The sequence below is a fragment of the Agrobacterium sp. CCNWLW155 genome (genome assembly GCF_036888815.1).
In the GTDB taxonomy this organism is placed as follows: domain Bacteria; phylum Pseudomonadota; class Alphaproteobacteria; order Rhizobiales; family Rhizobiaceae; genus Agrobacterium; species Agrobacterium radiobacter.
In genome coordinates this window covers 1344893-1355136 of record NZ_JBAKFW010000001.1, presented here as the reverse complement: position 1 = coordinate 1355136, position 10244 = coordinate 1344893, and the positions used below count along the sequence as shown (strand labels likewise).

Sequence of the window (10244 nt, the reverse complement as noted above, 5' to 3'; positions counted from 1 at the left end):
AAGATGATTGAAGCTTCGGCGCAGGGCCTAGGATGACGCCGAGAGAATGTTAGCCCGATCGCAGCCTGCCCGGAAATTAAACCGGGCAGCAGCAGGCAGCGCTAAGGGCGATTGGCGAAGTTCTTTAGTCGAACAGGCCGGAAACCGACTGTTCCTGCGCGGTGCGGTTGATTGCCTCGCCGAGCAGGCCTGCGGTGCTGACCACGCGGATATTATGCGCGGACTGGACACCGGTGGTCGGCTGGATGCTGTCGGTGATGACGAGTTCGCGCAGCTTCGAGGAAGCCACACGCGCAACCGCGCCGCCGGAAAGCACGCCGTGGGTGATATAGGCGGTGACGCTGGTCGCACCCTTTTTCAGCAGGGCTTCCGCGGCGTTGCAGAGCGTGCCGCCGGAATCGACGATATCGTCAATGAGAATGCAGTCCTTGCCGGAGACATCGCCGATGACGTTCATGACTTCGGATTCGCCCGGACGGTCACGGCGCTTGTCAACGATGGCCAGAAGACAGTCGAGACGTTTGGCGAGTGCGCGGGCGCGGACCACGCCGCCGACATCTGGTGAAACGACCATGACATTGTTGGTGTCGTAATGGTCCTTCACGTCGCGGGCGAGAATTGGTGCTGCGAAGAGATTGTCGGTGGGGATATCGAAGAAGCCCTGAATCTGGCCGGCATGAAGATCGAGGGTGAGAACGCGGTCGGCGCCGGCTTCGGTAATCAGATTGGCAACAAGCTTGGCGGAAATCGGGGTGCGGGGGCCGGCCTTGCGGTCCTGGCGGGCGTAACCGAAATAGGGCAGCACCGCCGTGATGCGCTTGGCCGAGGAGCGGCGCATGGCATCGATCATGATGAGCAGTTCCATCAGGTGATCATTTGCCGGGAAAGAGGTGGACTGGACGATAAAAACGTCCTCACCACGCACATTTTCGCTGATTTCTACGAATATTTCCTGGTCAGCAAACCGCTTTACAGTGGCATTTCCGAGAGGAACATTAAGATACTTGCAGATCGCTTCGGCAAGGTGCCGGTTCGAATTGCCTGCGAAAACCTTCATTGCGGCCGCCTGTTTCCATGCCATCGCCTTGCGTCACGGGGCTCAATCCACCGTAACCAAGCGTCGTTCAAGGGGAGGAACATCCGGCTGAAAAGCCTTTGCCGGATACGCCTTGTTGCCATGCGCGCCTTAATAGCGCTGTTGCTTCCGATTGCAAGAGGACTCCGCGCTTTCGCAATGATTTTCGTGAAATCTCTGTGACTTCTCCCGTCGATTCACCTCATCCGCGTTGAGATTGCTTCCATGACGAATAATCGTTGAGTGTTTTTGCAGCGATATCCTGCATGACCCTGTCGGTCACGGCGGCCCATGGATCGCTGCCTTTTGCCGCCACCGCCTCCTGTCCCTGCAGGCGATGCAGCCGCACGCCATTGGCGTCGAGAATGTCCCAGACGTACACGATATTGACCTTGCCGCCATCGGCAAAGGCGGAGAAATATCCCTTCAGGATATTTTCGGCCGAATTGTCGTTTGAGGCGCGGATGGTCAACCCCTTCGCCCGCGCTTCGGCCCCGAGCTGACGCGATAGCGGCGTCACCGCCTGAACGGGTGCGCCGATGATGGGCAGGAAGCGGATCGAGTTTGCCGAGGAGGCGGGCGCAAGTGACGCCGTCTGCTGCGAGGGGGCGGATTGCGCGGTTGCGGCGGGCTGGGCTGCGGTCTGGTTCTGGCGAAGCGGTTCGCCATACTGGCTGCCATTGGACAGCGCCTGTGCCTGCGCCTGCAACGAGTTTTGCGGTGCATAGGCGGGAACGGATGTCGCGGTTGCCGGGGTGCCGGTGGGGGCGCGGTCGGCGGCGGCCGCCATCTGGTCGAGATCGCCCTGCGTTACCGGCGTCGATTGCGAGGCGTTATGGCCGACATCCACCTGCGGTGTCAGCGCTTCCGTCGTGTTGCAGCCTGACAGGGCCAGGACAAGCGCTGGAACAATGACGGCCAGACAAAGGGGGGTGTACCCCGTCCGGCTCATGCGATTTTCCCTCTCATGTTCCGCTCCTTCTTGCCCAAGGTGGCGCAATGTAAGGGCGGTTTTCCCGCTCTGTCAAACCCGGTGGCGATTTAAGCTGTGAGAAGATCGAGGTTGTGGCGCGAGAGTGGCTCCGGCGCGCCGTCGGTGGTCAGATAGGTCTGGCCAAGTGTCATGGCCGTGCCGGAATCGGAATCCATCACGATCATATGCACGAACAGCGTCATGTCGGCGGTGATTTCCTGCGGATTGCCGGCGTGGAACATCTGATGCTCCATCCAGGAGGGCGAGAAACGCGCACCCAGCGAATAACCGCAGGAGTTCAGCCGGTGGCGGGTCAATCCGCGTTCGTCCATGACGCGGGCATGGACGTCGAAGACATCGCCAAAAGTCTTGCCGGGGTGGAGCACTTCTTCGATGGCGGTGAGGTTTTGCAAGCAGGCGCTGTAAAGCTCCTTCTGGCGGAAATCCTGTTCGCCGATCACCACCGTGCGCATCATGGCGGCATGGTAGTGGGCGCTGACGCCAGCCCATTCGAGCGTCAGCTGATCCTTGGCGTCGAGCCTGCGACGGCCTGCTTTGTAACGGCAGAGCAGCGCATCCGCGCCGGAGCCGATGATGAATTCATTGGCGGGATAATCGCCGCCGCCGACCAGCACCGCGCCCTGCATCGCCGCCAGGATCGCGGCTTCGTCCGCGCCGGGCTTGATCAGCGGTAAAGCCGCGTCCAGCGCATCGTCGGCCAGTTGGCCTGCCTTGCGCGCATAGGCGATCTCGGCGGGGCTTTTGACGAGCCTGAGCGTGCTGACGAGATAGGAGGCGTCGCTCATCTGGCAGAAGCTGGCGAGCTGGTTGTCCAGCAGCCGGGCGACACGGCCGGTCATGCCATGGGTGTCGTACTCCACCCCGATCTTTGCGCCGAGCAGGTCGAGATCGCTCAGCAGGTTCTTCAGGTCGAGTGTCGGGTCGGCATTTGGCCGATCGACCCAGATGAGGATATTTTCGACGATGGAGGTATTGCGGGCCTGCCGCAGATCCGCTGAACGGGTCAGCAGCGTCATGGAGCCGTCCGACTTGACCACCAGCGTCTGGAAGAAGCAGTAGCCGAAAGTGTCATAGCCGGTCAGCCAATACATGCTTTCCTGCGCGAAAAGCAGCAGCGCGTCCAGCTTCTCGTCGGCCATTTTCGCGAGCAGCCGCTCGCGACGGGCATCGAATTCCGAAAGCTCGAAATGCAGGGCCATATCAGTCCTCCAGAATTGCGATTGCGGAAATCTGCCGGCCATAATCGGGTTCGGCGCGGTGGGTCGTGCGGCGATAGGAATAGAACCGCTCTTCGTCCGGATAAGTGCAGAGGCCGAGATTTTCCGCCTTCACGCCGGCGTTGGTCAGGCGGTCGATGGTGAATTGCTTGAGGTCGAACAGGGCGTGGCCCTGTTTCTCCGTCTCGGCGAAATAATCCGCATAGGTCGGATCGATATCGGTGAAGCGCGCCACATATTCCGGCCCGACCTCATAATTGCTCTGGCTGATGGAAGGCCCGAGCGAGGCAGCGATGCGCTCGCGGCTGGCGCCGAGCTTCGTCATGGTCTCGATGGTATTTTCAAGCACGCCGAAGAGCGCGCCCTTCCAGCCGGCATGGGCGGCACCCACGACACCCGCTTCCACGTCGGCAAACAGGATCGGGCCGCAATCGGCGCTCAGCACGCCCAGCACGAAACCCGGCGTTGCCGTCACCATGGCGTCCGCCTGCGGGCGGCTGCCGTCATAGGTGTCATCGACCACGAGGACATCGGGGGAATGGACCTGATGCACGGTGGCGAGGCGGCCTGAGGGCAGGCCGAACCATTGCGTCACGCGCCGGCGGTTTTCCTGCACCTTTTCGGGTTCATCCTGGGAGCCGAGGCCGACATTGAGGCCCTGATAAAGCCCTTCCGAGACGCCGCCCTGCCGTGTGAAGAAACCGTGGCGGACACGGTTTTCACCTGACGCGGCGAGCAGGGGGGACTGGAGCGGGAGCGGCAGCGTTGCGTTCTGCATGGTGCGGGAGTTCCTTGGAGAATATCGCTGTTGGCCAGTGAGCTACGGTTAAGCGAGATGTTTCCGGTTGCCGCGGCGTTGCGCGGCGCGTGTGATGCAGTGTGCCTGCTTCGTGTGTCGCGGCGATGTTGGCCCAGAGGTTGTTGCGCTGTCAATCCACCGCGCGAAACGGCAGAAGATGAAGCGCGGGACTTGAAACGGCGATGACCTTGAAAAGTTCCCCCATCTTGCCGGCGCCTTCACCGGCGAGGCGATTGACCGCTTCGGCAATTTCAAGCGTCTGGTCGGGCGTCGCCTTCGCCGCAAGCGCGCCTGCTCTTTCCTTGAGGCCGAGGCCATACAGAAAATCGCCCTGTCGCAGCGCGCCGTTGACATGCACGCCGGTCGCTTCGGCTGTTTTCACAAGGCTTTCGAAATCGACATGGCTGGTGAGATCGGCTTCGCCGGGATGCGCAAGCGCCGGGTCGAAGGCGTGGTTGCGCATGGCCTGCAGCGTGTCGCCATAACCGGCGACCAGATGGCCGTAATCAATGGCGAGCGCCGTGCCGCCATGGGCGGACAGGCGCTGGCAGATTGCGGTCATCACGGCTTCGCGGGCCGGTGCAATCTCGAATATGGCGCCGAGCGGCTGCTGTTCGGGCTGCGGCGGCAGCAGGGACGGGTCTATGCTGGCAAGACCCGTCGAGAAGACGAGTTCGTCATTGGCATCGAGGCTGACCACGCGCTCGCGGAAACCCTGCGGCGTCCTGACGAATTGCCGGATCGGAATGGCATCAAAGAGTTCGTTGGCGACAAGCAGCAGGAAACCATCCGGCACGTCGTCGAAACTGTCATGCCATGTCAGCCTGTCCGCATGTTCGGCCAGCGTTTCTTTCTGGATGGTGGAAAGGCGGGGGCTGGTTTCGACCAGATGCACCCGCATCGTCTCATAAAGCGGCGGCGCGATGCGGCGGATGACGCGCAGCATATCCGACATCATGGTGCCGCGGCCGGGGCCGATTTCCACCAGTTGCGTTTGTGCGGGCGCGCCATGCCGTTGCCAGGCATGCACCACGAAGACCCCGAGCATTTCGCCGAAAAGCTGGCTGACCTCTGGCGCGGTGATGAAATCACCCGAACGGCCGAAGGGTTCGCGACTCTTGTAATAACCGTGTTCAGGATCGGCGAGGCAGAGCGAAAAATAGTCGGTAACGCTGAGCGGACCATTGAGCCGGATAAGTGATTTGATACGTTGCGCAAGCGGTGTCGTCATGGGCAATCATACCGCTTAGGCGCTTTTTGTCGCGCTGCGCGCCCGCAGGACCGCCCAGAGGCCGAGAGCGAACATCGGGGTGGAGAGCACCATGCCCATTGTCAGCCAGTTGCCGGCGAGATAACCGATCTGGGCGTCCGGCTCGCGGAAAAATTCCACGAAGATGCGTGACAGCGCGTAACCGCAGACGAAGATGCCGGTGACGGTGCCGGGCGTCTTCAGCGCCCTGAAGGCGTAGATGGCGATTGCCAGGATGATGACGAGCACGAGCCCTTCGAGGCCCGCTTCATAAAGCTGGCTCGGGTGCCGCGCAAAGGGGCCGCCCGTCGGGAACACGACCGCCCATGGCACGTCGGCAATGCGGCCCCACAATTCACCATTGATGAAATTGGCGATGCGCCCGAACAGCAGGCCGATGGGCGCGACGGCGGCGACGACGTCGAACATGCTCCAGACCGGAATACCGTTCTTGCGGGCGAAGAGGATCATGGCGATGGTCGTGCCGATCAGGCCGCCATGGAACGACATGCCGCCATTCCAGATCTCGAGCGCCCTGATGGGGTTGGCGGCCACGGCTGCCATATCGTAAAACAGGATGTAACCGATGCGCCCGCCGAGTACGATGCCGCCGGCCGCCCAGAGGATGAAATCATCAAGATGCTGCGCCGAGACGGGCGACACATCGTTCGGCCACAGGCGATCCGTGCGGGCGAGGCGGCGGGCGTAAAACCAGCCGAGCATGATGCCGGCAACATAGGCAATGCCGTACCAGTGGATCGAGAGCGGGCCGAGGGACAGCGCCACCGGATCGATATTGGGGAAGGGCATGATGGCGAGTTGGGTGGGAGCGGCTAACAATCCGTATATTCCGTCATCGTTGCTGGGCGGACAACGGAACGATCCATTGCCTCAAGAGGGGCCGGGCGATGATGCTCACCGGTCTCCCTGACGCCAAGGAAAATGGCGATTGCGGTGGCGGCGGTCAAGGTGATTCTTCAAGCTGCTGCTTAAGATACCGAAGGCCACGCAAGCTCTTGCGATTTTTCGATTTCGCTTGCAAGGCGGCGGTGGAGTGCCTACCTGAAGACTATCAACAGCGGGCAAGACGATGCCCCTGAACCGACGAAGGACAAGCGCCATGAGCACGACAGGCACCAATCGTTTTCTGGATGAATTCGCCAAGCTGATGACCGACGCGGCCGGCGCGGCGCAGGGCGTGCGCAAGGAAGCCGAAGCGGCTTTTCATGCCCAGGCGGATCGCTGGCTGAACAGTCTGGACGTTGTCCGCCGCGAGGAATTCGATGCGGTTCGCGAAATGGCCATTCAGGCGCGTGATGAAAACGATGCGCTGCGCGCCCGTATCGAGGCCCTGGAAGCGAAGCTTTCGGCCGCCAAGGACTGATTTTCTAGCGCCTTTTCTGACGGGTCCCGGATCGCTTGCGATTCCGGGACTTTTTATTTGCGGCTCATAGCGTCCGAAATGACTCCCGGTTGTTAAAAAAACGGGCCTCGGACGCGAATTTTTTGGGCCTGTGGACACTTCCAAAAAACGCAGTCGGCAGAGTCGCTTATGTATCTCGCCTGAGGTGATGGGGGAGAAGATATCCACTGTTCAAAAAGCAAAAATGGCGGGGAAGGGGTGGCAGCAGGACTCGGCCATTATACACTGATTTTAAATGATGATTCGAAAAGACCTGGTAAGCTCCAGACAGGGTGAATGCGTAATTCTGGTGGTGTCGGGCAATCGTCTCAAATGTTTATCCCGGTTTGTATGTGCGTTTTGTGCCCGGCGTTCAAAACAGGACATCCCTACCGGCTGAGAAGGTGCCGCATGAGTCTGATAGAATTTGAAATTGAGCGTCAGTCCAATCCCGTGGACATGATCGAGATTGTCGCTGCCTCGAACGACTGGTCTTTCGAGCGCTCCGGTGAAGACGAGATCGCCATGACTGTCGCTGGTCACTGGGCGGACTATCACGTCTCCTTTTCATGGATGGAAGAATTCGAGGCGCTGCATCTGGCCTGCGCCTTCGATATCAAGGTGCCGGACCAGCGCGTCAACGAAGTCATTCGTCTGCTCTCGCAGGTTAATGGTCAGGTGCTGATGGGTCATTTCGATCTGTGGCGGCAGGAAGACGTGGTGATCTTCCGCCAGTCCCTGCTTCTGGCCGGCGGCGCCGAACCGAACAACCAGCAGGTTGAAGTGCTGCTTTCCAGCGCGCTTGAGGCCTGCGAGCAATATTACCAGGCATTCCAGTTCGTCGTCTGGTCGGGGCTGGATGCGAAAAGTGCAATCGAAGCGGTCATGTTTGAGACCGTGGGAGAAGCGTAACATGGTGTACAAGGCTTCCGGGCCTCTCGTCCTCGTTGGCGCCGGCAATATGGGCGGCGCCATGCTTTCAGGCTGGCTGAAAAAGGGTGTGCCGGGATCGCAGGTCATCGTCATCGACCCGCGCCCTTCCGACGCCATGCGCACGACGATTGCGGAAGCCGGCGCCACCCATGCCGAAAGCGTGCCTGGGGGCGTGAAGGCCGGCATTCTTTTCGTGGCGGTGAAGCCGCAGATGATGGAAGCCGTGCTGCCGTCGCTGAAGCCTCTGCTGGGCCCGGAAACGGTTGTGGTCTCCATCGCGGCGGGCACCACCATTGCCACCTTCGTTTCGCATTTCGGTTCGGTTGCCGCTGTGCGGGCCATGCCCAACACGCCGGCCATGGTCGGCCGCGGCGTGACGGGGGCCTATGCCAACGACCTGGTGACGCCCGAGCTTAAAACCGTTGTGGACGGGTTGCTGAAGGTCAGCGGTCCGGTTGAATGGGTGGATGCCGAAAGCGATATCGACGCGGTGACTGCGGTTTCGGGTAGTGGCCCTGCCTATGTCTTTTATCTCGTGGAATGCATGGCCGAGGCTGGGCGCAAGGCCGGCCTGCCGGCGGATGTCGCCATGCGTCTGGCGCGTGAAACCGTGGCCGGTGCTGGCGAACTCCTGCACCAGTCTTCCGACGAGGCGGCGCGCCTGCGCCAGAATGTGACCTCGCCGGGCGGCACAACAGCTGCGGCGCTGTCCGTGCTGATGGCTGAGGACGGCATGCAGCCCCTGTTCGACAGGGCGGTCGCTGCCGCGAAAACGCGCGCCGAAGAGCTGGCGGGCTGAAGGGGCGAGCGATGGGCGGTGAAATTTCCTATGCCGATTTCGAGAAGGTCGATATCCGCGTCGGCACCATTGTCGAAGCAGAACCTTTTCCCGAAGCGCGCAAGCCGGCCTTCAAGGTGAAGATCGATTTCGGGCCGGACATCGGCATCAAGAAATCCTCGGCGCAGATCACGGTGCATTATACGCCGGAAAGTCTTGTCGGGCGGCAGGTTCTGGGCGTAGTGAATTTTCCGCCGCGCCAGATCGGCCCTTTCCAGTCCGAAGTGCTGACGCTAGGTTTTGCCGATGCCAATGGCGATATCGTGCTTGCCGCGGTTGAGCGGCCGGTGCCGAACGGCGAGAAGATGTGCTGACCGGCGCTATGCCGCTAAGCCGGAATTTTGACGATTACCCGCAATCCGCCCATCGGGCTTTCATCCAGCGATACGTCGCCGCCATGGCTGCGGGCGATGTCGCGGACGATGGAGAGGCCAAGGCCCGTGCCCGAGGCATTGAGGTTGCGCGCCTCGTCCAGCCGGAAGAACGGCTTGAACACATCCTCGCGTGAGATTTCCGGAATGCCCGGGCCATCATCGTCAAAGGTCATGATGATGGAGCGTGGCGCCTTGCGGATATCGACGTGGAGATTGCCGGCGTAACGCCGCGCATTTTCGGCGAGATTGGCGACGAGCCGTGAAAGCGCGTTCGGTCGCGCGATGATCCGCTCGATATTATAGAGCTCGTAGCTGAATTTCTTGCCGTGCAGTTCGAAATCATGGCCGATTTTTTCGAGAAGGGCTGGAAGCTCCAGCGTGCCGACATCCTCTTCGACATCGGTGCGGGCAAAGGTCAGATAGGCCTCCAGCATAGACTGCATGTCCTCGACATCCTTGTCGAGCCCCTCGAGATCGGGATTGTCGCCGGCGAGCGCGAGTTGCAGCTTGAAGCGGGTGAGGATGGTGCGCAGATCATGGCTGACGCCGTTCAGCATGGCGGTGCGCTGCTCCATCTGTCGCTCGATACGCTCGCGCATCAATATGAAGGCGAGGCCTGCGCGCCGCACTTCGTCCGCGCCGCGCGGGGAGTAGGCGGTAATCTTCTGGCCTCTGCCAAAGTTCTCGGCCGCCTTGGCAAGCGCTTCGATGGGCTTGATCTGGCCGCGCAGGAACAGGATGGAGATGGCGATCAGCACCAGCGATGCGCCCACCATCCAGACAAGGAAGATATGCGTGTTGGAGGCATAGGCCGCGCTGCGGCTGGTAAAGACGCGCAGGGTCTTGTCTTCCAGCTGGACGCGGATTTCGACCAGCGAGCCGTTGCCATAGGTATCGATCCAGAACGGCCTGCCGATCTGCTGCGTCAACTGATCCGCCAGAATCCTGTCGAGGATCGAAAACAGCGGCTCAGGTCTCGGAGCAGGCAAATCCGCCTTCGGTTCGATATAGACGCTCAGAGCCAGCTTGTCGCGGGCGATGCGGATGACGCGCTGATAGTCATCTTCCTCGGGGTCCGTCTGCAGAAGCTCGATGATTGCGGCGATATCGCGCGTCACGGCAGAGGAGAGGCGTTCGGTCACCAATTGCCAATGGCGTTCCATGAAGACTGCCGCGACCACGCCCTGAAGCAAAATCATCGGCAGGATGATGATGAGCAGGGATCGGGTGTAAAGGCCGGTGGGCAGCCAGTGGCGCAACCATCTGCCGGAAAGGCGCCAGGCCTTGGCCACGCCGCTTTTTTTGACCGTGCTCAGAAAATCGAGGCTCGCCATGGCCGTGCGTTCGCCTTTCCTTTGGTGCT

11 protein-coding genes are annotated in these 10244 nt (G+C 60.9%); 4 read left to right on the top strand and 7 right to left on the bottom strand.

Annotation, left to right across the window (positions count from 1 at the left end; all coding sequences use genetic code 11):
* Nucleotides 1-124: 124 nt before the first annotated feature.
* From V6S97_RS06855 to lgt, 6 genes are all read right to left on the bottom strand, one after another.
* Entirely contained in the window at nt 125-1057 is a 933-nt protein-coding gene (locus V6S97_RS06855; protein WP_003522877.1) for a ribose-phosphate pyrophosphokinase, read from the bottom strand.
* Between the two features lie 220 nt (nt 1058-1277).
* Entirely contained in the window at nt 1278-2027 is a 750-nt protein-coding gene (locus tag V6S97_RS06850; protein ID WP_112295307.1) for a hypothetical protein, read from the bottom strand.
* An 89-nt stretch (nt 2028-2116) separates the two neighbouring features.
* A complete protein-coding gene (locus V6S97_RS06845; RefSeq protein ID WP_112295308.1) occupies nt 2117-3268 on the bottom strand; it encodes a M24 family metallopeptidase in 1152 nt (383 codons plus the stop codon).
* A gap of 1 nt (nt 3269) precedes the next feature.
* Nucleotides 3270-4064, bottom strand: a complete 795-nt coding sequence (pgeF, locus tag V6S97_RS06840; RefSeq protein ID WP_334426417.1) for a peptidoglycan editing factor PgeF — start codon at nt 4062-4064, stop codon at nt 3270-3272.
* Between the two features lie 151 nt (nt 4065-4215).
* A complete protein-coding gene (locus V6S97_RS06835; protein WP_004430340.1) occupies nt 4216-5316 on the bottom strand; it encodes a class I SAM-dependent methyltransferase in 1101 nt (366 codons plus the stop codon).
* Nucleotides 5317-5331: 15 nt separating this feature from the next.
* Nucleotides 5332-6144, bottom strand: a complete 813-nt coding sequence (gene lgt / locus V6S97_RS06830) for a prolipoprotein diacylglyceryl transferase (RefSeq protein ID WP_162691840.1) — start codon at nt 6142-6144, stop codon at nt 5332-5334.
* A gap of 310 nt (nt 6145-6454) precedes the next feature.
* Between lgt and V6S97_RS06825 the strand changes: the two genes are divergently transcribed.
* From V6S97_RS06825 to V6S97_RS06810, 4 genes are all read left to right on the top strand, one after another.
* The gene (locus tag V6S97_RS06825) at nt 6455-6718 is read left to right on the top strand and encodes an accessory factor UbiK family protein (protein WP_003522871.1); all 264 of its coding nucleotides are present in this window, start codon (nt 6455-6457) and stop codon (nt 6716-6718) included.
* Between the two features lie 429 nt (nt 6719-7147).
* Nucleotides 7148-7648, top strand: a complete 501-nt coding sequence (locus tag V6S97_RS06820; protein ID WP_003522870.1) for a YbjN domain-containing protein — start codon at nt 7148-7150, stop codon at nt 7646-7648.
* 1 nt (nt 7649) lies between these two features.
* Nucleotides 7650-8468 (top strand): pyrroline-5-carboxylate reductase, encoded by an 819-nt coding sequence (proC, locus tag V6S97_RS06815; RefSeq protein ID WP_060727431.1) that lies wholly within the window; start codon nt 7650-7652, stop codon nt 8466-8468.
* An 11-nt stretch (nt 8469-8479) separates the two neighbouring features.
* Nucleotides 8480-8821 (top strand): tRNA-binding protein, encoded by a 342-nt coding sequence (locus tag V6S97_RS06810; RefSeq protein WP_334426415.1) that lies wholly within the window; start codon nt 8480-8482, stop codon nt 8819-8821.
* 14 nt (nt 8822-8835) lie between these two features.
* Here the strand turns inward: V6S97_RS06810 and V6S97_RS06805 are convergent, their stop codons facing one another.
* Complete coding sequence (locus V6S97_RS06805; protein WP_099086026.1) at nt 8836-10215, bottom strand: ATP-binding protein; 1380 nt, start codon at nt 10213-10215, stop codon at nt 8836-8838.
* Between the last annotated feature and the right edge of the window lie 29 nt (nt 10216-10244).